General features: G+C 62.4%; 17 protein-coding genes. 6 read left to right on the top strand and 11 right to left on the bottom strand.

Features of this window, described 5'->3' with window-relative positions; translation table 11 throughout:
* Positions 1-330 precede the first annotated feature (330 nt).
* Both VIZ63_RS19365 and VIZ63_RS19360 read left to right on the top strand, forming a co-directional pair.
* Positions 331-909 carry a phosphoribosyltransferase gene (locus tag VIZ63_RS19365; RefSeq protein ID WP_331611381.1) on the top strand — a complete coding sequence of 193 codons (579 nt, stop codon included), beginning with the start codon at positions 331-333 and terminating at the stop codon, positions 907-909.
* A 178-nt stretch (positions 910-1087) separates the two neighbouring features.
* Positions 1088-2611, top strand: coding sequence for an alanine/glycine:cation symporter family protein (locus VIZ63_RS19360; protein WP_331611380.1), 1524 nt, complete (start codon positions 1088-1090; stop codon positions 2609-2611).
* A gap of 246 nt (positions 2612-2857) precedes the next feature.
* Here the strand turns inward: VIZ63_RS19360 and VIZ63_RS19355 are convergent, their stop codons facing one another.
* Positions 2858-3784 carry a phosphatase PAP2 family protein gene (locus tag VIZ63_RS19355; RefSeq protein WP_331611379.1) on the bottom strand — a complete coding sequence of 309 codons (927 nt, stop codon included), beginning with the start codon at positions 3782-3784 and terminating at the stop codon, positions 2858-2860.
* Between the two features lie 455 nt (positions 3785-4239).
* Between VIZ63_RS19355 and VIZ63_RS19350 the strand changes: the two genes are divergently transcribed.
* Positions 4240-5340, top strand: coding sequence for an alpha/beta hydrolase (locus VIZ63_RS19350; RefSeq protein WP_331611378.1), 1101 nt, complete (start codon positions 4240-4242; stop codon positions 5338-5340).
* A 207-nt stretch (positions 5341-5547) separates the two neighbouring features.
* On the opposite strand, the gene VIZ63_RS19345 is transcribed toward VIZ63_RS19350, so the two are convergent.
* A complete protein-coding gene (locus tag VIZ63_RS19345) occupies positions 5548-6486 on the bottom strand; it encodes a hypothetical protein (RefSeq protein WP_331611377.1) in 939 nt (312 codons plus the stop codon).
* A gap of 189 nt (positions 6487-6675) precedes the next feature.
* A complete protein-coding gene (gene chrA, locus VIZ63_RS19340; RefSeq protein WP_331611376.1) occupies positions 6676-7872 on the bottom strand; it encodes a chromate efflux transporter in 1197 nt (398 codons plus the stop codon).
* Between the two features lie 255 nt (positions 7873-8127).
* On the opposite strand from chrA, the gene VIZ63_RS19335 reads away from it, so the two are divergent.
* Positions 8128-8712 (top strand): dihydrofolate reductase family protein, encoded by a 585-nt coding sequence (locus VIZ63_RS19335; RefSeq protein WP_331611374.1) that lies wholly within the window; start codon positions 8128-8130, stop codon positions 8710-8712.
* Positions 8713-8756: 44 nt separating this feature from the next.
* Here VIZ63_RS19335 and VIZ63_RS19330 read toward each other — a convergent pair whose 3' ends face one another.
* Complete coding sequence (locus VIZ63_RS19330; RefSeq protein ID WP_331611373.1) at positions 8757-9410, bottom strand: glutathione S-transferase family protein; 654 nt, start codon at positions 9408-9410, stop codon at positions 8757-8759.
* Between the two features lie 567 nt (positions 9411-9977).
* Here VIZ63_RS19330 and VIZ63_RS19325 point away from each other — a divergent pair.
* Positions 9978-10466 (top strand): VOC family protein, encoded by a 489-nt coding sequence (locus VIZ63_RS19325; RefSeq protein ID WP_331611372.1) that lies wholly within the window; start codon positions 9978-9980, stop codon positions 10464-10466.
* 647 nt (positions 10467-11113) lie between these two features.
* Here VIZ63_RS19325 and VIZ63_RS19320 read toward each other — a convergent pair.
* The 6 genes from VIZ63_RS19320 to VIZ63_RS19295 form a co-directional block, all read right to left on the bottom strand.
* Positions 11114-11239: a hypothetical protein gene (locus VIZ63_RS19320; RefSeq protein WP_331611370.1), complete on the bottom strand. Its 126-nt coding sequence runs from the start codon at positions 11237-11239 to the stop codon at positions 11114-11116.
* Positions 11240-11307: 68 nt separating this feature from the next.
* Positions 11308-11511: a hypothetical protein gene (locus VIZ63_RS19315; protein WP_331611369.1), complete on the bottom strand. Its 204-nt coding sequence runs from the start codon at positions 11509-11511 to the stop codon at positions 11308-11310.
* A gap of 174 nt (positions 11512-11685) precedes the next feature.
* Entirely contained in the window at positions 11686-13035 is a 1350-nt protein-coding gene (locus VIZ63_RS19310; protein WP_331611367.1) for a lytic transglycosylase domain-containing protein, read from the bottom strand.
* A gap of 384 nt (positions 13036-13419) precedes the next feature.
* Positions 13420-15945: a heavy metal translocating P-type ATPase gene (locus VIZ63_RS19305; protein ID WP_331611366.1), complete on the bottom strand. Its 2526-nt coding sequence runs from the start codon at positions 15943-15945 to the stop codon at positions 13420-13422.
* Positions 15946-15951: 6 nt separating this feature from the next.
* A complete protein-coding gene (gene cueR / locus VIZ63_RS19300; protein ID WP_331611365.1) occupies positions 15952-16404 on the bottom strand; it encodes a Cu(I)-responsive transcriptional regulator in 453 nt (150 codons plus the stop codon).
* Between the two features lie 88 nt (positions 16405-16492).
* Positions 16493-17023 carry a YybH family protein gene (locus VIZ63_RS19295; protein ID WP_331611364.1) on the bottom strand — a complete coding sequence of 177 codons (531 nt, stop codon included), beginning with the start codon at positions 17021-17023 and terminating at the stop codon, positions 16493-16495.
* 389 nt (positions 17024-17412) lie between these two features.
* Between VIZ63_RS19295 and VIZ63_RS19290 the strand changes: the two genes are divergently transcribed.
* On the top strand, positions 17413-18117 hold the full coding sequence (locus VIZ63_RS19290) for an AraC family transcriptional regulator (RefSeq protein ID WP_331611363.1): 705 nt from the start codon (positions 17413-17415) through the stop codon (positions 18115-18117).
* A 429-nt stretch (positions 18118-18546) separates the two neighbouring features.
* Here the strand turns inward: VIZ63_RS19290 and VIZ63_RS19285 are convergent.
* Positions 18547-25526: hypothetical protein (locus tag VIZ63_RS19285; protein ID WP_331611362.1), on the bottom strand; the 6980-nt coding region annotated here is incomplete at its 5' end.

Raw genomic sequence — 25526 nt, 5'->3', positions numbered from 1 at the left:
CCCAACAGGAAGAGCCTCGAATCGCTTGAGGAGCCTCTGATTTATTCCCCGTTCGCCTCCCTTCGACAGGCTCCGGCCGATCGGATGAGGAAGCCGTTTCGATTCTTCTGCGTTCGTGCTTAGCCAGGTCGAAGCACTCCCGCTCTTGCGCTCGTCCATGGAATCTCGGCACGAACGGAATAAATCAGACCTTCCTTGACCAGGTGCCATTGGCTTTAGCCGGACGTTACGCACTTGCAGTGCTTCGCCGCCGTTCGACTCAGGTCGAACCCACGAAAGTCCGGGTCAGGCACCCCTGTATCGTTCGTGAGAGGTCATTAGAATCCAGTCATGACCACCCAAGAACTTCCGAAGACCTTCATCTCCGCCGAGTCGCTGTTGCGCGATTCGCTCGAACTCGGGCTGCAGATCGTCCGCAGCGGGTTCAAGCCTTCCTTCCTGGTCGGTATCTGGCGCGGTGGAGCGCCCGTCGGCATCTGCGTGCAGGAGGTGCTCGAATACAACGGCATCGAGTGCGATCACATTTCGATCCGCACCTCGTCCTATACCGGTATCGACCAGCAATCCAGGACGGTGCGCGTGCACGCGATCGATTACCTGGTATCGCAGCTGACCTTCGAAGACAGCCTGCTGCTGATCGACGATGTCTTCGACTCGGGCCGCAGTCTCGAAGCGGTGGTTGCCGATCTGCAGCGCCGCTGCAAGCGCAACCTGCCCGAGCACATTCGCATCGCAACGGTCTACTACAAGCCCGCGCGCAACCGCAGTTCGCTGCTACCGGATTACTACGTTCGTTCGACGGACCAGTGGCTGGTGTTCCCGCATGAGCTGCAGGGGCTGACGCGCGAAGAGATCCTCGAACACAAGCCGGTCGATGACAGTTTCTTCGACGTGCGGTCGGGGAAGTAGGCCAGGAGAGGAGAATGGCCGCAAAAAGGCACAGAAGGCGCAAGGGTCGGAGGGTCGACTTCGTTTTTCCTTGGTGAATTTTTTGCGGCCATTCTCCGCGCGCTCCTGCCGCCCGGCTTACCTCCGGCACGCACCTGTGCCATTCTCCGGCCACTAAATTCTTCGGGGAGCCTGTCGCGTGAGTGAACTGGTCAAATCTCTGGACGGCCTGATCTGGAGTCAGCCGCTGATCTACCTCTGCCTGGGGGCCGGCCTGTACTTCTCGATCCGCACTCGCTTCATGCAGGTGCGTGGCTTCTTCGAAATGCTCCGTCTGACAGCAGGCGGCAAGAAATCAGACGCGGGCGTGTCGTCGTTCCAGTCGCTCGCCATGTCGCTGTCCGGCCGCATCGGCGTGGGCAATATCGCCGGCATCGCCACGGCCATCGCTGCGGGCGGACCCGGCGCGATCTTCTGGATGTGGGCAATGGCGCTGCTTGGCGCTTCGACCTCCTACATCGAATGTACGCTGGCGCAGATCTACAAACAGAAAGACGACCACGGCCAGTATCGCGGCGGACCGGCCTACTACATCGAGAAGGGCATGGGACAGCGCTGGTACGCCGTCATCTTTGCCATCTCCACCATTATCGGCACGGGTCTGCTGCTGCCCACGGTGCAGTCGTTCGAGATCGCAAGCAGCGTCATGACGGCGTGGAGCATTCCCGCATGGATGACTGGACTCGCCGTGGTCATCGCGCTGGGCGTGATCATCGTGGGCGGCGTCCGCCGCATCGCGAGCTTCGCCGAGATCGTCGTGCCCTTCATGGCCTTCGGCTACATGGTCATCGCCATCGTGGTCATGGTGATCAACTCGGACCAGATTCCCGCAATGTTCGCGCTGATCATGGATAACGCCTTCAACCCCAATGCGGCATTCGGCGGCATTCTCGGGCTTGCCATCCAGTGGGGTGTGAAGCGCGGCATCTACGCAAACGAAGCCGGCCAGGGTACCGGCCCGCACGCTGCCGCTGCCGCAGAAGTCTCGCATCCCGCCAAGCAAGGCTACGTGCAGGCGTTTTCGATCTACTTCGATACGGCCATCGTCTGCACCTCCACGGCGTTCATGATCCTTTCGACCGGCAAGTACAACGTCATCAACCCGAATACGGGTGCCGTGCTGGTGGAGAATCTGCCGCGGGTGACCGATGCGACTGGTGCGCTCGTGCCGGCGCCAGCAGGCTCCGGCTACACGCAGGCCGCGATCGAGTCGGTGTTCTCGGGATTCGGCGCGAGCTTCGTCGCGATCGCCATCCTGTTCTTCGCCTTCACGACCATCGTCGCGTACTACTACATGGCGGAGACGAACCTCGAGTACATCGCGCGCAACAAGGCACCCGATTGGTCGATCAAACTGCTGAAGCTCGCGATCATGGCGTCGGTCGGCTTCGGAGCCGTATGGAGTTCAGAGGGAGTCTGGGCACTCGGCAGCGTGGGCGTCGGCATCATGGCCTGGCTCAACATCATCGCGATCCTGATCATCCAGAAGCCGGCGCTGCTGGCGTTGACCGACTACGAGGCGCAGAAAAAGGCGGGTCTCGATCCGACATTCGATCCCGACAAGCTGGGGATTGCCAACGCGGATCTATGGAAGGAGATCGGCAAAGGCCGACGCATTTCTGCCGCGGTGGTTGGGGATGTGAAGCCGGAGGCGGCGGGCTAGCTCATTAGCGGCTAACCGGCTAACTGGCCAACTGGCCAGAAAAAGTATTTCTGGTTAGCCGGCGAATTGGCTACCCAGCCGGAAGAGAGCGCTCTTGCTCTGGCCGGCTTGCCAGTTGGCCGGTTGGCCGGTTAGCCCAACTGCGCGTTGGCCAGCCGGCTAACCGGCCAACTGGCCAGAAAAAATCTCTCAGGTTCGCTAGCCATTGGCTACCCAGCCAGAAGAGCGCGCTCTTGCTCTGGCCGGTTAGCCGGTTGGCCGGTTAGCCATTCGTGATGGCGTCGAAGCCGGTCCCGTGGACTGTCGCTCGTGCCAGCGAACGGCTTCCAGGCCGGCAACGCACAGCAGTCCCCACGAAGCCGCCGACAGGTATCCCGCGAGGACGTCGCTCAGATAGTGAACCTGCAGCAGCACACGGCTGAATCCGACGAACACGATGAGCGCGACAGCCACGATGGCGATCGGCAGATGCCAGGAGCGCCTGGTGTGACGAATCAATACGTAGGCAAGCAGTCCGTAAACCAGCATGGCGCCGGCGGCGTGTCCGCTCGGAAAACTCCAGCCATCGGCCACGACCACCCCGTGATCGTGAATGGGGCGGACGCGTTCGAAGATCGATTTGAGCAGGCGGTTGAGCAGTGCACCCGCGGCCGTCGCAATCGCCCAGGTCAGCGCCAGCAGCACGCGGCGTTTGATCAGCAGGATCAGCGCGACGAGCGTGCCGAGACCGATGAGAAATGCGGCATCCCCCAGATGCGTGATCAGCGCAGTCGCGCCGAGTATTTCGGTCGACAGATGCCGCGACAATGCCGTGGCCAGCGCCGCGTCGAATCGTGCGAAGTCTTCATCGACGCCGATGTCGTCGGCCAGTTCGAAGAATGCAGCGAGAGCGCCCAGGGCCACGACGAAACTGCCGAGCGCATAGAGACCGAGATAGCGCGCTGCAGTCAGTGTGTGGGTGAGCAGCAAGCCAAGTCCCGGCACACGACGCAATTGCTGCGCGAATGAACTGGCGCGAAACGCATCCCAGCCCCGACTCGCGTACTGCCAGAGACTGGCGCCGAATCGTTCGACCAGTCGCCACAGCACGAACGTCAGCAAGAGCATGATTGTCGCCATGGCACTGAGAGCGGCGATGGCATGTCGGGCAAGGAAATCGGCGGTGAGTTCCATGATGAGTCCGATCAGCTCGCGGCTTCGGACGCTTTGGCGCCAGCATTGATCATGAATCGCAGGCCGTCGTAGTACGTGTGTGTGAGGAGAGTGCCGTTGCGTAGATGCCGCTGGTTGACCAGGATCGGCCGCCGTCATGCGTGAATGATTCGGACATGGCGAGGAGACTAAGTAATGGCCGTTCCGGCTGTCCAGCGAAATGGGCCGGGGTCGTACCGACCTTCCGATCGCCTATGGTGTCGGTTCGGCACTGCTTCAGTCGTCTTCATCACCGAAGATCACAACCCCCGGTTCAGAAAATCGTTCCGCATTTCTGGTACAACAAGGCCGGTGTGCGCTGGCAGATCACTCCGACCGTCCTCATCGACATGATGGCGGACGAGGATCCGGCGAGGGCCAACCACGTGAAGTTCGATATCGCGAAGTCAGAGACTGCGTATTGCGGAGGATGATGCATGCGGTTGGTTACGGGCCTCGTCGCTGTTTTCATCATCGTACCGGTGCTCGCGCAGACGCCGGTACAGCCGACCAATCGCACCGAGGCAACGGCCATCATTGCCGAGGCACGACGGATCGTGACGCCGAATGGTGTCGAACGACTGGAGAAGGTTCGCATCGGTGGCATCGACCAGTGGGTCTCGGTTCGGGGCACTGATCGTCGCAACCCGGTGCTCGTCCACATCCATGGCGGACCCGGCTATGTCTCCATCCCCATGAGCTGGTGGTTCAGTCGCGGTTGGGAGGAATACTTCACCGTAGTCCAATGGGATCAGCGTGCTGCAGGCAAAACGCATCTGCTCACCGATCCTGCGACGGTCGCACCCACGATCACGATGGATCGCATGCTGGCCGACGCGGAGGAGCTGATTGGCTGGACGCGGCGCGAGTTCGGCAAGGAGAAAGTATTTGTCCTGGGCCATTCATGGGGCAGCTATCTCGGCCTCGAACTGGCGAAGCGTCATCCGGACTGGATGCATGCGTACATCGGTGTTGGGCAGCTTGCCGACGGTCCGGAGAGCGAACGTCGCGGCTGGCGGTTTGCGATGGATGCGGCGACGCGTGCTGCTGACCAGGACGCGATCCGCGAACTCGAAGCCATCGCGCCCTATGCGGCACCCGGCAAGCAGATCCCTCTCAAAGATCTCTATACGCAACGCAAGTGGCTTGGCGAGTACGGCGGCGTGATGGCCTATCGCAACGGCAACACGGCCGAAAGCTATCTTGCCCGTCTCTCGCCTGACTACACCGATGCGGAGATCGGGCACGTCTGGGAAGGAAATACTTTTGTTGCACCGTATCTGCTGTCGACCGTCGTCGGTCTCGACCTGAGCGCAACGAGGAAACTCGACTGCCCGTTGATTTTGTTCCTGGGTCGTCACGACATGAATGTGGATTCGGCGGTGGCAGCGGAGTGGTTCGAGAAAGTCGAGGCGCCACGCAAACAGCTGGTGTGGTTCGAACACTCCGCGCACCTGCCCATGACCGAGGAGCCTGGGAAGTTCCTGCTCTCGCTGGTGACGATTGCGAGGCCGATGGCGGAGCGGGCAGACGACTAGGGCGTCCGTGGGATTCCCTGCCGGCACTTACTTGATTGAACCGATGTTGACGATGCGATCTGCGTGGCGCGCCACCATTTCCGGCAATACGGCGCGCGTCATGCGCAACGTTCGTCGTGAAGTCGAGATCGATGTCCGACTGCCAGAACCTCGAACTCGCGCGATGACAAACCGCATGCGAATCGCGCTATAGAGCGCTGCCTCATCTCAGAACTGAACTTCGATGCTGAGCTTGAGGGTGCGAGCGGCCGTATTTCCGTTGAGGCCCGCGAGCAATCCAAAGCCGACGGTCAGGCTCATCCCGTCTATGTCGGCGGAGGATCCAAGCGCTGATGCTGGAGTCGCTTGGCGCTCGGGTTGCGCACCGTCGAACGCGTGAGTGTAGTAAACGACGGCTCCCGCGCGGTGCTGGTCAAAGTCCCCGAACCGCTGTGCCGAGTCGGATGGATGCCCGCTGGATCCGAGCCGCTCCACTGTCCCGTATCCCTCGATCGCCCACGACCAGCTTTCGGAGAAGTCATAGCCGATCTGTGCCGCATAGGCGAAGTCCCACTTGTCGTCGACGCTTTCAGTTTCTTCCGTATCGCCGCCGAATGAATGCACGAGCAGGGGAATGGCGGCAGCGAACCAGCGACCGGAGCGGAATTCCATGATGGTGCCCAGACTGACATGGTTAGCTTCCTCCTGATTCACGGGCCCCTCGACTTCCGCGACGAAGCCCACGGCTGCGCCATCGCCGTTTCGCGGCAGGACAATCGCGATGACTTCGGCGCCGATCTCGGCAAGCTTCAGCTCATCGAAGTCGTTCGCTTGCTCGATCGAGACCGGCTCGTCGAACCGCTCTTTCTCGAACTCGATGCCAATGCGTGTCTTGACGAAGTGCGTCAACCCGATTTCCAGCTCGAGCGCATAGCGCTCGCGAGTGACCGAGTTCTCATCGGTCAGGAAACCGTTCGTGTCGTCGTCTTCGATGCGGCGTGCTGGCTGGTTCCACGACCATGCGTTCTGACTCTGAAACTCCAGGCTGCCGGGAGCGCTTTCCAGTGTCTTGAGCTCGAATTGGCCGATGAATGGTTCCGCTGCGGCGGAGCCCGCAAATGCGCAGGCGAGGATCACCGCGATGAACTCGAAAGCAGAGAGGGGCAATGACCACACAGGGTGCTTCTGTCGAGGCGGGATCACATGATCAACCTGGGCTTCATGCACACCACCAGCGCTTTGACTGACAGGTGGGTCGCTCGAGAAGCATAACCCAGCCAAGTGTGTCTGATTTCGCCCGGAATCCCTGGCCGAAGCGATCGGTCAGTGCCTGTCACACGCAAGCCTCCGTCCGCATCACACCGTCAGGCCTTGACGGACCACTGCAGCGAGCACACAACCTGCAAGCACGATGAGCACGGGCAGGCGCGTTGCGATCAGCAGGCCGAAGCCGGTCAGCGCGATGACGACATCCCATCCATCGTGCACGGACATCTTCCAGACGGGATCGTACAGTGCAGCCGCGAGCAGTCCGACGACCGACGCATTGATACCGGCAATCGCTCGAGCTGCCTTCTCGCCGCTTGCGATGCTGCGCCAGAGCGGCAACGCTCCTGCCACCAGCAGCAGACCTGGCAGAAAGATGGCGATCAGACTGACGAGCGCACCGACTGCACCGCCCGCGCCATGAATACGGGCGCCGAGAAAAGCGGCAAACGCGAACATGGGTCCGGGAACTGCCTGTGCAGCACCATACCCGGCCAGAAATTCCTCCGGATCTACCCACCCCGGGCTGACGATACCTTCCTGCAGTAACGGCAGTACGACATGCCCGCCGCCAAAAACCAGCGCTCCAGCGCGGCAAAACGCTGCGGCAACGGACAGCAGCGGTGATGCAGTGGCGGGCAACAAGAGCGCTATCGCGAGCACGGCAGCGAAGAGCGCCAGCAGCACTGCGCCGGTGCGTACACCGTAGGCAACGTTGAAACTTACTGTTTCATGCACTCTGCCGTTTCGACACAGCAGCACCCCAGCTATCGCTCCCGCAGTAACTACGATGATCTGCACGACGGCTGTGCTGCTCACGATGCAGGCGATACCCGCGACGAGCGCAATGCAGCGGCGTGACAAATCGGGCGTCAGGCGCTGCGCCATGGTGACTACACCGTGCGCAACGACCGCGACCGCGAGGAGCTTGAGACCATGGAGCGCCGCCTGACCATAGGGTTGCTCCAACAGGGGTATCAGGCGGGCAAACGCGAGCAGCAGCACCACAGAGGGCAATGTGAACGCCAGGAATGCGACGATCGCACCGGCCCAGCCTGCGCGCAGCAGACCCAGTGAAAAGCCCAGCTGGCTGCTTCCCGGGCCGGGTAGAAACTGACACAAGGCGATGAGCTGCGCGTAATGAGCTTCATCGATCCAGCGCCGTCGTACGACGATCTCACGATGAAAATAGCCAAGGTGCGCAATCGGCCCGCCGAAGGACGTCAGTCCCAGCTTGAGGAATGCCGCGCAGACCTCGAACACTGAACCGCGCGTCGGATCAGGCATGGATCTGTCTGCATCGGTCGTTTCTGCACCCGGCGTCAAGCGTTGTCCCCATCAGGACGCCGCCGCAGCCGGCGCCTGCTCGCCAAAGTGTACTGCCCCCAACTGCTGTCCGGAGTATCCAGGTGGGAGGCACCTGGCGAAACAGGCCGTGCCGGACATGAATAGCGGTCTGGCACGCGGTTGGAAAAGCTCGCGAGCTGTCGGACCTTGTCGATCTGGCCCGTCCTTGGGCCAGTACGCCGCGAGGAGTTATGCGTGAGAGAGCTGATCCTGAAGATGGCCATGTCGGTCGACGGCTTCGTGAGTGACCTGGACGGCCGAAACACATGGATGTTCGGCGCCGATCAAGAAGCGAAGGCGTGGGGCGTGGAGTACATATGGAACGCGAGCCTGCACATCATGGGCAGCCGCTCCTTCCAGGTCATGGCGCCCTTCTGGCCGACCTCGACCATGGAGTTCGCGCCGCCGATGAACCAGATCCCCAAGGCAGTCTTTTCCAAACAGGGACCGGCGATTCTGAAAGCGGCGGCCGCGACCAAGGGGCTCCCCGGCGCGGAAAGCTGGGCGAAGGCCTATGTGGCGAGCGGTGACCTGGCAGAGGAAATTGCGACATTGAAAGCACAGGAGGGCAAGCCGATCATCGCGCACGGCGGGGTCAGCTTCGCCCGCAGTCTCGTCGCACAGGGACTGGTCGACCAGTTCGCCCTGGTGGTGGCCCCCGTGGCGCTGGGCAAAGGCCTGCCGCTGTTCTGCGAGCTCGCCGCGCCAACGCCTCTCAAATTGATGAGTTCGACGGCCTTTCCAGGCGGCGCGGTGGCGCAGATTTATCGACCGGTGTGATCTCGTCGCTGAAAGTTCGGTTGCCGGCAATCAGCACGCGTCGATCAGCTCGTCGGTGGCTGACCCGTGAAAACCGCCAACTGAGCATCGAAAGCACGCTTGTACGCAGGACGCGCTTCGCCGCGGGCGACATACGCGCAGAGGTTTGAATATTTTTCCAGTCCACCCGATGCAGGCGCTCTGCGCAGCACTGTCACCATCAATAAGTCACCCGCGCTGAACTCACCGTCGAGCCAGTCGGCATCACCGAGTCGACTGGAAAGTTCGCCCAGCCGCACACGGACGCGATCATCAAGGAAGCGCAAGCGCTCCTCGTGCCAGCTTTTGTCTCGCTCCAGGAGCATCGCCATACTGCGCTCGACGATCGGCGGCTCGACCGTGTTGAGCGCCGCAAACATCCAGGCGATCGCGCGCGCTCGGGCATTCACCTCGTCTGGCAGCAGCCCCGCATGATGCTCCGCGATGTGTAATACGATCGCCCCCGACTCGAAGAGCGTGAGATCGCCGTCTTCGTAAGTCGGAATCTGACCGAATGGATGCAGCCTGCGATGCGCGGATTCCTTCATTTCACTGAATGAAACGAGTCGAACGTCGTAAGGCTGGCCCACCTCTTCGAGTGCCCAGCGAACGCGCATGTCTCGCGCCATGCCTCTGCCGCGATCGGGCGATCGTTCAAACGCGGTGATGGTGGGGGGCATTGGGACGCTCCTGGTGATTGCGCAACGCTATCGTGTGTCACATGGATTGCGAAAGCCTTGCGGCGTGTAGAGCCTGCATAGTGCGCTTTCTCGAATCCAGGAAGGCTCTGATCAACTCCCCGTTCACCCTAACTGATGTGCTTCGACGCGCTCAGCACGAACGGAGAAAACGCAACGTGCTTGTTCTTGTGGGGGCGGCGCGCATCCTCGCTTGCAACGGACCATTGAATCCCCGCATGACCGGAGTTGATCAGACCTTCTCTAAATCCTCTGATCCCGTGCAGCGGCTTCGCCTGGTCGCGGCTACCGAGCAACCTCAGCGCGAACGGACAGGGACAAGTTCGTTCGGACACCACACCAGCCTCCCAAGGACGATCGAGCCCGACTGGAGCCGACACATGGCCGGGCGGCAGAGTAGTCTCGTACTGAGGTTCGCTTCTGCACGGAAGGAGAAAGCGTACGACGCTCGCTGTCAGGCTCAGCCGGGAACTGACTGTCGGTTCCTGTGTTGCTGGTTCGTCCTCGTTCCGTCGGTTCGCTCAACCGAGAAATGATTGGAGACAGACAATGGCCAGAAACGTGATTTGCCTTTGGTATGACGGGACGGCAGAAGAAGCTGCCAGGTTCTACGCCGAGACTTTTCCGGACAGCGCCGTGACGGCGGTACACCGTGCCCCCGGCGATTATCCGGATGGCAAGCAGGGGCAGGTGCTCACGGTCGAATTCACGGTGGTGGGCGTGCCCTGCCTCGGCCTGAATGGCGGCCCGATGTTCAAGCACAGCGAAGCCTTTTCGTTTCAGATCCTCACCGAAGATCAGGCCGAGACCGATCGCTATTGGAATGCCATCGTCGGCAATGGCGGCGCCGAGAGCGCATGCGGATGGTGCAAGGACAAATGGGGCCTGTCATGGCAGATCACTCCGCGCGTACTGGTGGAAGCATTCACCGATCCTGATCAAGCGGCCGCGAAGCGCGCGTTCGAGGCGATGATGACGATGGGGAAGATCGACATCGCCACGATCGAAGCCGCACGACGTGGAGCGGCTCGGGCCTAGAGCGCTGTCGGCCTGGGCCGCAAGAGCCTGACTTCCTTCGGGATCGTCACCGGACGAATATTCTCGCCTTCCGCCTTCCAGACACAGGGACACTTCACCGAAGATCCTTCGGGATGCAGTCCCGGGCTGCTCAGCTCGTCGAGCTTGACCTTCATTCGAGTCAGGACACGGTGGAGCTTCGTGACGTTGCGCGGGCCGCCGTTGTACACGCGACTGGAAGGATGCCGAGCACGGCGGGGTTGGCTGGATACGCGAGGCGAATGTCCTTCCGCATCTGTGCCCGTGGGAAGTTGTGCGCCGGGCCGCTGCTTCGCTGCTTTCCCGGCAAAGCGTAGGCGTGTCCGGCTGGAGAAGGGGTGAAGCAGCGACCCGGCGCCGAGGGTCGGCGCTTGATGTGGGTGCCGGACTGTCGCGTATTAGGCTTTCGATGCCTTGGTCAGCCGACGATCTGGGTGATCGCCTGCTTGAGCGCCTGCTGATCGCGCTGGGAGAGTCCCCCGAGTGTTCTGATGATGAGTACCTTTCGAGGGTAGCGATGACCGGCTTGATGGCGGAGGGCTTGAGCAGTTCAGCCGCCTGCCAGTCTTGCACGATCACTTCGCCGAACGCGCCGCTGCCGCGCACCTGGCTGGTGACGGCCATTAAGATCACATCGCGCCGCTCGCGGTGTGGTAGGCGGCACTTGAGACGATGACGCCAGGCCGCTGCTTGCTGGCGGACTGGTCGGTAAAGGGGAAGGGAACCAGGACCACATCGCCGAACTGAAAGGCCATAACGGGTCTCGTTGCGTGGAAGATCAGCGCATCAGAGCAAGATCAGGCGGTGGGCTGTTCGAACGTCCTTACAGCCGATCGTAGTCGGCGTCGTCGGAGTTATCCCAGACGGCCTTGAAAGCCGGCTCGTAGGCCTGCGCGGCGATATGCGTGAGGCGCTGTTCGTCCTCGCGGCTCTTCAGAAAATCCACAAAGTCCTCGACCTCCGCGCGCCGCTGCGGCGGCAAGGCTTTGAGTTTCTCGATCAGTACTTGGTCGTTACGCGCGTTCATGGCGCTCACCTGCTTTGGACCTGGAGGCGGCAGCGTATCAGTGGTTCGCCTGATTCGACACCCCTTCGAGCATGTCCATGACGACCTTCTGCTTGGTCTTGGGTACAGATGTAATCGCTCGATCTGCTGCTGCAGCTTCGGGGGTAGGGCCGCGCTTGCCGCGGCCGCGCCCCCTCACTCAAACAAACTCACGATGCTCTGGTACTTCTCGATGTACCACCGGTTCTCGTTGTTGTATTTCGGGATCGTCACCGGGCGGACAGTCTCGCCTTCCGCTTTCCAGACACAGGGACACTTCACCGAAGATCCTTCGGGATGCACTCCCGGGCTGCTCAGTTCGTCGAGCTTGACCTTCATTCGGGTCAGGACACGGTGGAGCTTCGTGACGTTGCGCGGGCCGCCGTTGTACGCGGCGACCGGAAAGATGCCCAGCACGGCCGGGTTGGTGAGATACGCGAGGCGGATGTCTGCCCGCATCTGCGCCAGCTCGATATCCAGCAGGCAGACTGCCGCCTTCATGGCGTTCAGCATGTTCGTCGCGCCGCGCTCGAAGTTCGGGTCGAGCTTTGCGCGCGGACAGCGTCTGACCACGAACGCGTAGGTGCCGTTGCCCCTGCGGTTGGTGAATTGCATCGGCCCGATCGCATTCGCGCTCGAGACGCTGTAGCGATACGCCTCCTCCTGCTTGAGCCCGTACTGGCTCAGTACCTCGTCGAAGGCGAGCCCCTGCTTCTGCACGTAGTCGGTGTCATCGGTCTGCTCGATGACCGCAAGCGTCGTGATGACCTGGAGAGGAATGGAATCGGCGAGCAGCTTTCCCGGAAAGGCCGCACTCGGCACCTGCGCGAGACGCAGCTCCTCGATCGCCTGGCGCGCCGTAGCGACCAGAAACTCCTTGCCGCCGCTGACGAAGCCCGGGTCGAAGGTGTCTTCGGTGAAGGGCAGGTAGACGATCGGTTTCGCGGTTTGCGCGACGGCGCGCCAGTGCCTGCGCTTGATCAGGTTGTTGTCGAACACAGGGAATTTGCGGCCGTAGACCTTCAGGGGATTCCCGTCCTGGGAGAACGCGAACATCAGCCGCTCGGCACCGGTGCCCTTCACGTGCCGCGCCTGGATGTCGGGCGTGAGGTTGCGAAAGGGCAGGGGCTTCCGACCGGGCTTCCAGGTGATCGGCGGGCGCGGGAGCTCGATCCGGGCGACAGACCACTCCTGCTCCACGTCGTTCCACAGCGCGAAGGCGACGGGACGGCCGCGGAGAACCGGATTCTTGCCCTTTCCGGTGAAGACATATTCGAGCTCGACGTCACGCAGCAATGTCTGCGCTTCGGCGACGAGATCGTGGATCACCTCGTGATGACGACCCTGGACGATGACTACTTCGGGACCCTCGGTTTGCTCCGACTCGGCAACGGCCAGAGGAACCTCGCCTTCTTCCTGCTTTGAATCTTCTTTCGCGACGAGAGCCTCTGCCTCCGTCGGGGCTGGCTCGATCGCCTGAGGGATGCCTTCAGCATCGATCAGCATCGGCTCATTTTCTTCAGGAGCGCCCCCTGTCGTCGCACATCCAGCACAGATCAGGGATACCAGCAGAAAGGTCAGCGCAATTGTTTTCATCGTACTCATCTTCTGCATGATCTTTCGGTGTGGTCAAGCATTAGATCGACCTGCACACGAGCGGATACAGCGCAGCTTTGTGCCGGGCTGGTGGTTCGGGGTGGCTCGCGTCCATGCGGATCCGATGCGCTGGATTCCTGATTCCCGGATTCTCGTTCGGTTTGCGACTGATCCGTGCTTTGGATGCAGGGCGGTGGCATTGCCATGCATGTTGAAGATGCTCGACCGCGCTTTTGACGGATTCGAACTCGTGGGGCACTGAACCAGGCGACTCACTGCCCGGCTGGGAACGCGTCACGCCTGTTGTCTGAGGCGAAGTGCGTTGGTGATCACCGATACTGAAGACAGGCTCATGGCGAACGCCGCAATGAGAGGACTCAGGAGGGAGCCTGTCAGCGGATAGAGCAGGCCAGCGGCGATCGGTATCCCGAGGGCGTTGTAGCCGAATGCAAAGAACAGGTTCTGCCGGATATTTCGTACCGTAGCGCGGCTAAGCTGCCGCGCGCGAACGATACCGCGCAGATCGCCCTTCACGAGCGTGACCTGCGCACTCTCCATTGCAATGTCGGTTCCCGTTCCCATGGCAATGCCGACGTCAGCCCTGGCGAGCGCGGGCGCATCGTTGATACCGTCACCGGCCATGGCAACCCGCGCACCCTGGGACTGCAGGCGCGCAATCACATCCGCCTTGTCCTGAGGCTGAACTTCCGCGATGACTTCGTCGATCGGCAAAGCGGCAGCGACGGCGCGTGCGGTCGCCGCGTTGTCGCCTGTGAGCATGATGAGTTTCAAGCCATCCTCCTTGAGGGCTCGCAACGCGGTCGGCGTGGTCTCCTTTATCGGATCACCCACAGCAATGGCGCCAGCCAATTTCCCATCCGCACTGAGGAAGAACACGGTACGGCCTTGACGGCGTAACTGCTCCACTTCGTGAGCGATCGACCCGGTACTCACATTCGCCGATGTCATCAGGGCAGTATTGCCCAGCGCGAGTGCCTGTCCTTCCGACTCGCCCCGGACGCCCTGTCCCGTTACAGAGATGAAATTTGTAACTGCCGCCGGCCGGACGCCACGCGACTCGGCGCCGGCGACCACTGCGCGAGCCAGAGGATGCTCGCTCGTTCGATCCAGGCCCGCAGCCCAACTGAGAACCTGTTCATCGGAGAACCCGGTGACCGTGATCACTCGGTCGAACGCGGGACGGCCCACAGTGATCGTGCCTGTCTTGTCGAGAACGAGCGTGTCCACGTCACGGAGATTCTCGATCGCCTGGGCGTCCCGGAAGAGAACACCAAGCTGCGCGCCGCGTCCGCTTGCGACCATGATGGAAATGGGCGTAGCCAGACCCAGCGCACACGGACACGCGATGATGAGCACCGCCACCGCATTTACGATCGCGTAGGCGAGGCGAGGCTCGGGTCCGACGAACCACCAGGCCACGAACGTCAGGACGGCAATGAAGATGACCGACGGCACGAACCAGGCCGCGACTTTGTCCGCCAGTCGCTGCAGTGGGGCCCGCGAACGCTGGGCTTGTGCAGCCAGCGAAACGATCTGCGACAGAAGGCTATCCGCGCCGACTCGCTCGGCAACGATGACAAGCGTGCCCGTCTGGTTGATCGTTGCGCCGACGATCCGATCGCCTGCCGACTTGTCCACCGGCATTGGCTCGCCGGTCAACATCGATTCGTCCACGCTCGAATGGCCGTCGAGCACCCGACCATCAACAGGTATCTTCTCGCCAGGCCGAACCCTCAGCTGATCGCCGGCATGGACCTCTGCAAGCGGCACGTCCTCTTCGGTGCCGTCAGCTTTTACGCGCCGCGCGGTCTTGGCCGCGAGCCCAAGTAATTGCCGGATCGCCGCACTTGTCCGCCCGCGCGCGCGCAGTTCCAACCACTCACCGAGCAGCACGAGGGCGACGATCGCACTAGCCACCTCGAAGTACACACCAACCATGCCATGTGCATCGCGCATGTCGCTTGGAAATGCCTGCGGCGCTGCCGAAGCAACAATGCTGTAGGAGAAGGCAACAAGCACACCCAGGCCGATGAGCGTGTACATGTTCGGCGAGCGATTGACGACTCCCATCCAGCCGCGACGGTAATAGTCCAACGCCGCCCAAAGCACTACCGGTGCCGACAGCAACAGCTCCGCACCGCGCAGGACGCGCGCAACTGTTTCGGAAAGATGCAGGTCCAGCAAGTGCGGCAGCATCGCAATGCCAACCACCGGCAGCGCAAACGCGAGCGCGATCCAGAACTTCGCCCGAACCTTACGGATTTCGCCGTCGTCCTCCTCCTCGGCCGGCACCTCAGGCTCGAGGGCCATGCCGCAGATCGGACAATTGCCCGGACCGACCTGACGCACTTGCGGGTGCATCGGGCAGGTGTAAATGGTTCCGGGAGAGACGTCTGTATCCGGTTGGCGCGATGGCGCGGCGACATGACCAACGTGATCGTCACGATGTGTCGCGTACTTCGGCGGATCTGCTGCAAACTTCGCGCGGCAGCCAGCCGAGCAGAAGACGTACAGCTGCCCCTCGTGGGTAACCGAGTGTGGCGAATCGTTGCCCACCCGCATTCCGCAAACCGGGTCTATCGAGTTCTTCAGATCTACACCTGGATCTCTCGTGTCCGGAGCGGCGCTATCGGCAGTGTTCCTCTTTGTGCCGCAGCACGTGCGTATCTCGGTGACGCGATGCTGTTCAGAATGCACGTGTGGTCCATCGGTATGCGCGGACTTCGTCGAGCAACAGGAATCGCCCTGCTGTTCCGCGTCAGAATTCGCCTGAGCGTGAGTATCGTGATGGTGCTTCATGGAAGTTCATTCCGGGGACGGAAGGCGGCCAAGGTCGTCCAGGATCGGGCAGTCAGGACGATGATCGCCATGACAGTGCGCGGCGAGATCTGCAAGCGCCGCTCGCATCGATTGCAGCTCTTCGATCTTGCTATCCAGTTCCGCAACGTGCTTGAGCGCAAGGCGCTTCACTTCCTTGCTGGCTCGTTGCTCGTTTTGCCACAGGCCCAGAAGCGTGCCGATCTCATCGATGGAGAAGCCCAGCCGCCGGGCCCGGCGGATGAAACGCAGCTTGTGGATGTCGCCGGCCGTGTAGACCCGGTAGTCGCCCGCAGTCCGGGCAGCCTTCGGGATCAGCTTCAACGATTCGTAGTGGCGAATCATCTTCGCGGTCACGCCCGATAGTTCGGCCGCGCGTCCGATGCTGTAGTACCCACGCTCTCTGGCGTCGGCGAGTTCCGCCACGGCCCTGGCACACATACTGTCCTCGCAGTCTCCAGAACTTGAGACGGATCGATCATGAACCTTCCCCCAGTGGCAAGGTCAAGCCTCGCACCCGACCCCCGGGTCATCGTCCCTTGGCAGCCCTGGAGGACCAGTGGATGTGCACTACTTTCCAGCTTCCTGAGAACTTCCTGAGTACCAGTGTCTCCGTACTGACCAGCGCTACCGGCTTGCCGTCGCTACTGCCAGTCAGAGTCGCTGTGCTGGCTACCCATGCGAGATCGCCAGAGCTATCACCAGTCTGCTGCTCGAGCTTGTAGGTCATCCCTTTCATGAACTTCAGATCTGCGGGCAGATGGTGGTCGGCATACTCCTGCAGTGATTGCTCGACGTTGCCTGCCTCCATGATCAGCACTTTGGAATCGAGGAGGCCTTCAACCCGGGCGGCGTCGCCGACTGACAGCGCATCGTGCAGTGCCTGCGCCGTACTCACTGGTCCATTGTCTGTCGCCGTATGCGTGTGCTTGCTACCGTCGGCATGGACGTGCGGTGTCTCGTCTGCCGCCACACTCAGTGCGCCTGATGCGACGACCAATGCGCCGAGAAGCACAACCGCGAGCAGCGTGATAGTGACAATCGACAACGTGCCTCTCATGTTCTTCTCCTGGGCCATAGCAGTAAGCCAGCAACGATCCGCTGTATCGCAGAAGAGCTAGGTACACTTTCATAGCCTACCTCGATTCGATTGCCTCCGAATGCCGGGTAGTTACACGAGCGATGCCGCGTCCTGCGCTGAACGGGTAGCTGGCAAAACCAATTGACTCCTCCAATACTGACGAGCAGTGTCCCAGGCTGATGCTGAGGAAGATCCAATGGCCATAAGCGATTCGCAACCAGCATGCGTGCCGGGGAGCACGTACACCGCATGTCGCATACAGTCATGTCACTCGACATGTCGCAAACTCTGAACGCCGCCTGTCAGGGCGCATGACTTCCATGCAGCCAACCGCGCGCGGGCGTATCCATTGTTGGGAGGGCGGTAGCTTGTGGATCGGCGAGGCGGGCGGGAGTGCCCGGTTTCACGACCATCACGCGCTGCAGATCAGTCTCGCCTTCAGCGGCACGATTCGCTTCAGGACGCGTCAGCACGACTGGCGATCGTTCTCGGCGGCATTCGTCCCTCCGCATTTGTCGCATGCATTCGAAGGCGCGGCGCAGTTTACCGCGCAGGTCTTCATCGAACCGGAGACGCTCGAAGGCCGTGCGCTCCTCACGCGCTTTGCCAGGGACACAATCGTGGAATTGCCCGTCGATGAGGTCGCACTGCATGCGAACGAGCTACGCACTCTCGGGCTGCAAGAGGCGAGTGCCTCTGCACTGCAGAGCGCGGCCCGCCAATTCGTCGATGGGCTCGGCGGCGGTGCGCAACGGCCGTCCGTGGTCGATATGCGGATCGAGCGGACGATTCGCTCGCTGTGGCAGAGCGATCAACCCGTAGCCTTGGGCGAAGCGGCTGCGAAGGTCGCGCTGTCTCCGGGTCGGTTTCGGCATCTCTTCGTCGAACAGACCGGCCAGAGCTTTCGCAGCTACCAGCTCTGGATGCGTCTGCAACGGGCGATCGAGATCATCAGCAGCGGTGCAGCCGCGACCGACGCGGCCCACTCGGCGGGATTCTCTGACGCCGCGCACCTCACCCGAACCTTTCGCAAGATGATGGGCATTGCACCCACCTCCGTAACGATCGACTGATGCCCACCCATCCGGCGCGCCGCATGAACGGTGCGGCCGCACCACGCAGCCGCACCTGTATCAGCTCAGCATGAGCAATTCGTGCAGCGGGATGGATTTTCGCGGCACGCATCGCCACATTGACACGCTGAGCTTTTCGACTGCGCCGGCGCCTGTGTCTGCGCGTTCGCCCGGCAGCCGCAGCTGCAGCCCGGGTTGCAATTGGCACAGCGGCAAAAGGTCGTGTTCGAGTCGCTCATGTCTGCTCTCCTGGTCGTGATTGAATCGCCGGTTGGCGAGACACAGACTAGGGGTGAGCGCCTCGAGAGGCTTGAATGAAAGGGCTGACTTTGAGTCAAGCGGCCAGCGTCAACCGCAGCAAGTTCCGCATCGTATCCGCGTCAAAATTCTGCAGCCGGTTACGGCGACTCATTCCCTGCGCGCCTGCGGTCACATGTCCCGCCTGAGTTCCCAGCCATCGCGCGTCATCGTCAGAACCGTTCCTTCCGGTATCAGGCTGGCGGTCGGCAGTTCCTCTTCATCGATCTGATCGGCCGGCAGCCGCAGCGACGGATCGAGCGTGCCGAACAGGCTGACGTTCGGATCGAACGCGGCCCAGTCGACGTTCACTCGCGAAATGACGCCCGATGACAACGCCTGTTTGGCGGCGCTGAGGCTGTCGCTGTTGACCGCAACGCGGCCGTTCGCGAGCGGCACGATCGTTTCGCTGCCGCCCAGGAGCGTTTCCGGCGAGAACGTGCTGGACAGATCGAACAGCAATGCACCCGTGGTGCCGGTGTAGCCCTTGAGCAGCAGCGAGGCGGACGAACCCGAATAGTTGATGCTCGGCGTCGTCGTCTGGATGCCATTCACTGCCGGCACGATCAGATACACGCTGCGGCCTGCGCCGGTCGGCGTGGTGATCGTGATGGGAGCATTCAGTGTTCCGATCTCACCCTTGGTTCCGGCGAGACCACCGGCGCGGATTTCCACCAGCGATCCGCTGAGATTGTCGATGCCGGAAGCAGGGGCGAGCGTGCTGTAGACGCTGTCCGCTGCAATGACCAGCGCGCGGCCCGTGCCTGCATCCAGGGTCTCGAGCGAGACCGTGCCGCTGTTGGCCACGTAGGAGATGTTGCCGTTGCCGGACAGCGTGCTCGCGCCGGCCTGCATGAGGATGCTCTCGGCGAAGATTTCGATGTCGCTGCCGCCGCTGGTGATGCCGGCCGCCTGAGTCAGGGCGCCGGTCGTCACGATGCTGACGACGCCCGTTGCGTTGATGGAGTTCAACCGGAGTGCGCCGAGGTCGTTGATGTAGATGCCGCCGGCAGTGGCGGTGGCGGTCAGATTGTCGACGGCGAGGTTGAGTGCCTGGTCCGGTCCACCGATGGCGCGTGCGCTCAGCGTCGCGTCTCGTGCAGTCAGGCTGGTGTCGTCGCCGTCGGTGATCGTGCCGTTGTTCGCGGTAACGGTGACAGTGCCGCCGCTCGCATTGATCGTGCCGAGCGACACGTTGCCGGTGTCGCTGATGATCGAGACCGAGCTCGATGTGATCGTGCCGACGTTCAGATCGTTGACGGTGCGCAGGGTCACCGAGCCAGTGCCCGTATCGAGACCGGGCAATGCGAGCGCATTGCCGGAGATCAGGTTGACCACGCCATTGTTCGATTCGATGCCGCCGGTCACGGTGATCGAGCCGGTGCCGCCGGACGTGAGTGTCACGGTGCCGCCCTGCGTGACGAGCGTCTGCACGGTCATGTTGCCGTTGCCGCCCGTGCGGATGTCCACGATGTTGCCAGTGCCGGAGGAACGAACCTCGGCAAGCGCAACGTCGTCCTGTTCGGCGACGAAAATCCCGCCCGCAGTGGCGATGGTGGTCAGCGAGCTCACCGCCGTGTCGATGCGATTGTCTGCCGCACCGATGCGTGTGGCGCTCAGACGGATATCCGTGCCGCTGATACGTGTCGCATCGTTGCCGTCATCCGTCAGTGCGCCGCCGGCCGTGAGGACGATGTCCGTCCCGGAAACGGAATTGACCTGCAGGTCGTCAGCTTCGTTGATGAAGACACCGCCCGCAGCCGTGGCATTCAGCAGCCCGACCTGTGTGTCGATGGCCGCTCCCGGTGCGCCGATCGAGGCACCGGTCAATGTCAGTCCGCCGCCGCTGATGCGCGTCGCGCTGTCGCCGTCATCCATGATCGCTCCTTCGGCGCGGATGACGATACTGTTGCCAGCGCCGGCCGCGCTCAGTGCTGCGAGCTGCAAGTCACCGGATTCACCGACATAGATGCCGCCAGCCGATGCGCTTGCCGACAGTCGGTCGGTGGTCGTATCGATCTCGCCGCCGACGCTCGCGGCGCCAATCGATGTGCCAGAGAGATTCAGCGACTGCGCGGTCACGCGGGTGGCGTTGTCGCCGTCGTCCGTGATCGCGCCCGTCGCATTGATGACGGCGGTGGCCGCATCGATGCTGCGAAGCTGCAGGGCATTGACGGCGTTGACGTAGACATCGCCGTTGACGGTGGCGTTCAGCGAACCGATCTCGACGCCGAGTGTATTGGCCTGCGAGCCGATGCTGGCGGCGGAGAGCGTCGCGGACTGTGCGATCAGATGTGTCGCTGCGTCGTTCGCATCCATGATGACGCCGCCATTCGCGGCCGTCAGCGTTGCAGTGCCTGCCGATTGAGCCGTGCCGGCCAGCGTGATGTTGCCGGTAATGGAACCTGCGGTGCCTGCGACGAGTGTGAGCGGTCCATTGGCGCGCAGCGTCGAGGCGACAGTGATGTTGCCGGTCGGTGCGATCACATCGATCGCGCCCGCTGCGGCGTTGCCGCTGATCTGCAGATCGCCCGAGTGCGATAGATACACTGATCCCGCACCTGCATTTACCGTGACCGAGCTTGCGACGGTATCGATCCGGCCGCTGCCGACGCCGTCGGCTTCACCGATGCCAGCGCTGGCGTCGAGCAGGATGGCTCCGCCTGCGCTCACTCGCGTCGTGGTGCCTGCGTCGCCATCGTCGCGGAGGTGCGCGCCGCGAATGATGAGGTTGTTGGCTGCGTTCACCGTGCCGAGTACGAGATCGCCGGAATTCTGAACCGTGAAGCTTGCGCCGCCGCCGACGGATGCGTCGATCCGGCCGGCGCTCGTGTTGAGCGTGACATCCCCGCCCTGCGAGCCGGAGTCGAAGACCAGGTGGCCGGCGCTCAGATTGAACGTGCGATCGGTGCGTGCGATATCGGCGCCGCCGCGCAGGTAGAACGTCGTGAGCGGTCCCGAGATGAGATCCGCCTGCGCACCCGGAACGTTCAGAATGCCGTCGGCGCTGAAACCGATCTCGCTGAAGCCTGTAATCGCCGAGTTGGATGCCGTCAGCGACAGGTCGCCTGCCGACTGAATCAGCAAGCGTCCCGAACCGCCGGCGCGAATGGCGCTGGCCGCTGCAGTGGGTGCGCTGCCGCTGGGCAGCCCCAGATTGACCTGGCCGTTTACGCTGGTGACGCGCGCTGCGAGTGACCCGCCGTTGGTGTTGACGGCGATGGCCGTTCCCTGACGGGTGAGCAGGTCGGTGACGGTGCCAATGTTGTTGAGCGCGACCAGTTCTACACCGGCGTTGCTCGTCACCGTGGCGGGCGCAACATCGACGGTGTCGTCCACGATAGAGCCGGCACTGGCTTCGAGTCGCACGGGTCCCGTGCCGGAAATCTGGCGCAGATTCATGTCGCCCGTGCCCTGGGTAATGGAGACGCCGCCAGCGCTCGTGGCACTGACCGAGCCGAACTGGTTCGCCCCCGTAAGCACGATGTTGCTGCCGACATTCAGCGTGCGGAAGTCGGCGTCGCCTGCGACCGTGAGTGCGCCTGTCTGGATCAAGGCGCCGCCCGCGGTGATGTTGAGATCGCCGGAGATACTCAGGCCCTGCAGTGCGAGGTTGCTCGCCGCTGCGAGCGAGACATTGTCGAGAGTGCCCGCGCTGGTGAGGCCTACTCCGCCACCGAAGGCATTGGCTGTATTCGTCAGCAGGATCGACTGAGCATCGGCAGCTGTGAAGGTCGAGTTGCCTGCGACGTTCAGTGCGCCCGATTGCGAGACTGTGCCGGTGCTGGAGGTGACTGCGAGATTGCCGCTGATCGTGCTCGCATGCAGATCGACAGAGCCGGCGCTGCCCAGAGAAACGTTGCTGCCACTCACTGCGATTCCGCCGCCGAATGCGTTCGCAGCGTCGTTCAGAGTAACGTTCTGGCCGGTTGCAGCAATCGTAGTCGCACCACTGACGGTCACCGTGCCCGATTGCGTGACTGCACCGCCAGCAGTGATGGAAAGCGTATTCGCGTCGAATGTGTGCAATGAGATCCCAGCCCCCGAGTTCAGTGTTGCCGTTCCAGCAGTCACATCGATGGCGCCTGCCTGGGTGATGGCGCCCGTCGAGTTCACGGTCAGATCGTTGTCGAGAGTGCTGGCGAGCAATGTGGTTGCGACCGAACTGGTCAGCGATGCATTGGCTGCGGTCACCGCAACACTGCCGAGGGCATTGGCCGCGTTGGTCAGCGTTACGTTCTGACCGACGGCGTTGAATGTCGAAGTGCCGGCGACACCGAGCGCTCCCGATTGAGTGATCGAACCTGTCGAGTTGACCGTGAGCCCATTGCTCACGGTGCTGCCCGCCAGATTGGTGGCGAGAGAGTTGGTCAGCGTCGCATTCGCTGCGTTGATGCCGACACTTCCGGTAAACGCGTTGGTAACGCTGTCCAGCGTGACGGTCTGGCCGGTCGCGTTGATCGTCGTGCTACCGGTCACCGTCAGTGCGTTGCTCTGCGTGACCGCACCGCCGGCATTGACGGTCAGCGTATCGCTGTTGATCGTGTTCAACGCGACACCTGCGTCGGAAGTCAGCGTGGTGCTGCCGCCGGCCACGTTAAGTGCGCCTGTCTGGCTGATCGCACCGGTGGAATCCACGGTGAGGCTGGTGGCGAGTGTGCTCGCTGCGAGCGTGGTGGTGCCCGAGTTAGCCAGCGACGCGCTCGCTGCCGTGATGGCGATTGCGCCGTCGAAGGCGTTGTCTGCGTTGGTCAGCGTGACGTTCTGGCCAGTCGCGTTGATCGTCGTGGCGCCGGAGATGTTCAACGCACCTGCCTGCGTCACGGCGCCTGCCGCATTCACGGTCAACGCATCTGCAGTGGTGGTGTTGAGCGCCATACCCGCGCTGGACGTCAGGATCGCGGTGCCGCCGACCGCCAGAGCGCCGGACAGAGTGAGGCTGGCGCCGACCGCAGTCAGATCGCCGCTGATCGTCATGGCCTGCAGGTCGAGCGCGCTGGAGTTCGTGATGGCGACGTCCTGCAGCGTGCCGCTGCGGGCGGCAAAACCGACCGTGCCGGTGAAGGCATTGTCCGTGTCGTCGAGTGCAATGGACTCGCCGCCGTTCGCAGTGAAGCTTGAATTGCCACCGATGATCAGCGCGCCCGATTGGGAAATCGATGCGGCGTTGATGGTGAGATCGCCGTTCAGGGTCAGTGCGTCGATCGTCAGCGCGCTGGAGTCGCGCACCGACACGTTGGCCAGATTGCCGCCGCTGCCGGCGAAGGTGACGACTCCGGTGAAGTCGTTCCCGGCATTGGTGAGGGCAATCGACTGGCCCGTGGCGGCAGTGAACGCGGCAGTGCCGCCGATCGTCAGCGCGCCCGATTGTGTGATTGAGCCGGCGGTGGCGGTCAGATCACCGTCGATGCTCAGTGCCTGCAGGTCGAGGGCATTGGAGTCGCGCACCGTGACGTTGTCGAGATTGCCGCCATCGCCGACGAAGCTCACCGCGCCGCTGAACGTATTGGCCTGCCCGAGTGCAATGGACTGGCCGGCATCGGCGGTGAACGTCGAGTTGCCAGCGACGGTCAGCGCGCCCGTTTGCGAGATACCACCAGTCATCGCGGTGAGATCGAGATCGCCGCCAACTGTGAGCGCCTGCGCAACGATACTGGCGCCAGCGGCGGAGAGATCACCTGTGATCGTCATCGCCTGCAGCGTCAGCGCGTTGGAATCGCGGACGGTGACATTGCCGAGGCTGCCGCCGCTGCCGACGAAGCTCACGGTGCCGGTGAATGTGTTGGCTTCGCCGAGCGTGATGGACTGGCTTACGTTAGCGGTGAATGTCGAATTGCCGGTGACGTTCAATGCACCCATTTGCGAGATGTCATTGCTGCTTACGGTGAGGTTCAGGTTGCCGCCCACGGCGATGGCTCCCGTCGTCAGGCCTGCGGCCGTGGCCGTCAGATCGCCGCCGATGCTCATCGCCTGCAGCGTCAATGCCGTCGTGTCGCGCACCGTGACGTCGTCGAGATTGCCGCCATCGCCGATGAAGCTCACCGAACCAGTGAAGGTGTTGGCCTCACCGAGTGTGATCGACTCACCAGCGTCGGCAGTGAACGTAGAACTTCCGGTGACGTTCATCGCCGCCGTCTGCGAAATGCCACCGGTCGTGGCGGTGAGATCCAGATCCCCACCGACGGTCAGCGCCTGCGCATCGATGCTGGTGGCGGTCGCCGACAGATCGCCAGTGATCGAAAGAGCCTGGAGCGTCAGTGCCGTGGTATTGGTCACAGCGACATTGGCAAGCGCGCCGCCGTTGCCGACGAAACTCACGGCGCCGCCGGAGGAATTGCCGGCGTTGTTCAGCGTGACAGAGCTGCCCACTGCGGCGGTGAAGGTCGACGCGCCGCCGATGGCCAGTGCGCCCGACTGAGTGATACTTCCCGAGGTCGCAGTGACATCGAGTGCACCGCCGGCAGTGCTGGCGCCGAGATTGGTCGTGAGGGAATTGCGCAGCGTGACGTTCTGCAAGGTACCCGGGCCGTTGGACCCGAAGCTCACGGCGCCCTGCAATGCATTGCCGGAGTTGTCGAGTACGAGGTTGGTGCCCTGATTCCCCCGGAAGGTCGACGTTTGCGCGACCGACAAGGCGCCTGACTGCGTCAGTGTTGCGGCGGTCGCGACGAGATCACCCGTGATCGTGAGCGTCTGCAGATCCAGGTTCGTCGTATCACGAACGGTCACGTCATCGAGGTTGCCGCCGCTGCCGACGAAGCTCACGGTGCCGTTGAACGTGTTGGCTTCGCCCAGCACGATCGACTGGCCGACGCCTGCAGTGAACGTCGAGTTGCCAGTGACGTTCAGTGCACCGGTCTGGGAGATATCGCCGCTGCTCGCGGTGAGATTCAGGGCCCCACCCACAGTGAGTGCTTCCGCGGTGATGCCCGCGGCCGTTGCAGTCAGGTTGCCTGCAACGCTCAGCGGCCGCAGGGTCAATGCCGTCGTGTCGCGGACGGTGACGTTGTTCAGAGTGCCGCCATCGCCGACGAAAGCGACTGCGCCCGTGAACGTGTTGGCCTGGCCGAGAGTGATCGATTGACCCGCGTCGGCCGTGAACGTGGAGTTGC

Source organism: Povalibacter sp. (assembly GCF_036520495.1).
Classification (GTDB): Bacteria; Pseudomonadota; Gammaproteobacteria; order Steroidobacterales; family Steroidobacteraceae; genus Steroidobacter.
Note: the sequence above shows the minus strand (reverse complement) of the source record. Positions and strands in the feature narration are given on the sequence as shown.

What these genes read in the sequence shown, in the direction of transcription:
- VIZ63_RS19365 (WP_331611381.1), top strand. Translation starts at nt 331, where the DNA reads ATGACCACCCAAGAACTTCCGAAGACCTTCATCTCCGCCGAGTCGCTG.
- VIZ63_RS19355 (WP_331611379.1), bottom strand. Translation starts at nt 3,784, where the DNA reads ATGGAACTCACCGCCGATTTCCTTGCCCGACATGCCATCGCCGCTCTC.
- VIZ63_RS19350 (WP_331611378.1), top strand. Translation starts at nt 4,240, where the DNA reads ATGCGGTTGGTTACGGGCCTCGTCGCTGTTTTCATCATCGTACCGGTG.
- chrA (WP_331611376.1), bottom strand. Translation starts at nt 7,872, where the DNA reads ATGCCTGATCCGACGCGCGGTTCAGTGTTCGAGGTCTGCGCGGCATTC.
- VIZ63_RS19330 (WP_331611373.1), bottom strand. Translation starts at nt 9,410, where the DNA reads ATGCCCCCCACCATCACCGCGTTTGAACGATCGCCCGATCGCGGCAGA.
- VIZ63_RS19325 (WP_331611372.1), top strand. Translation starts at nt 9,978, where the DNA reads ATGGCCAGAAACGTGATTTGCCTTTGGTATGACGGGACGGCAGAAGAA.
- VIZ63_RS19320 (WP_331611370.1), bottom strand. Translation starts at nt 11,239, where the DNA reads ATGGCCTTTCAGTTCGGCGATGTGGTCCTGGTTCCCTTCCCCTTTACC.
- VIZ63_RS19315 (WP_331611369.1), bottom strand. Translation starts at nt 11,511, where the DNA reads ATGAACGCGCGTAACGACCAAGTACTGATCGAGAAACTCAAAGCCTTG.
- VIZ63_RS19310 (WP_331611367.1), bottom strand. Translation starts at nt 13,035, where the DNA reads ATGCTGATCGATGCTGAAGGCATCCCTCAGGCGATCGAGCCAGCCCCG.
- VIZ63_RS19305 (WP_331611366.1), bottom strand. Translation starts at nt 15,945, where the DNA reads ATGAAGCACCATCACGATACTCACGCTCAGGCGAATTCTGACGCGGAA.
- cueR (WP_331611365.1), bottom strand. Translation starts at nt 16,404, where the DNA reads ATGTGTGCCAGGGCCGTGGCGGAACTCGCCGACGCCAGAGAGCGTGGG.
- VIZ63_RS19295 (WP_331611364.1), bottom strand. Translation starts at nt 17,023, where the DNA reads ATGAGAGGCACGTTGTCGATTGTCACTATCACGCTGCTCGCGGTTGTG.